1 protein-coding gene is annotated in these 389 nt (G+C 41.1%); it reads left to right on the forward strand.

All coding sequences use genetic code 11. The annotated features are described in order from the left end of the window. A partial coding sequence (locus E3E37_RS11470; protein WP_206204119.1) for a dihydrofolate reductase family protein occupies nt 1–348 on the forward strand: 348 nt, incomplete at its 5' end. Nucleotides 349–389 lie beyond the last annotated feature (41 nt).

The following is a 389-nucleotide window of genomic DNA, read 5'->3' on the forward strand; positions in this document are numbered from 1 at the left end:
TTTAGGGCTTTTAAGGATGGAAGGGTTATAGTCTTCACTGAGAGCGAAAAAGAGTGGGATAATGCGGAAGTCATTAGGGAAGCAAATCCTGAGAAAATACTAAAAATCCTTGGCGAAAAAGAAATAGACAGCGTTTTAATTGAGGGAGGAAGAATAGCATGCCAGTTCTTGCCCTTTGCAGATAAGCTACATTTATTTTATGGGAACAAGCTCTTTGGAAAAGGGATTTCTCCATTTGAGTGCTTAAACGTTGATAAGGTTAGTGATGCCTTTAAAGTCGAGTTTCTTAAGTTTGAAAGCTTTGAGGACAGCTTTTACGTGGAGGCAAGGCCATGTTCTCAGGGATAGTAGAGAAGGTTGCAAAGGCACGCTACTCAAGGGGAAAGCTC

Origin of the sequence: Thermococcus sp. ES12 (assembly GCF_012027515.1) — an archaeon.
Taxonomy (GTDB): domain Archaea; phylum Methanobacteriota_B; class Thermococci; order Thermococcales; family Thermococcaceae; genus Thermococcus; species Thermococcus barossii.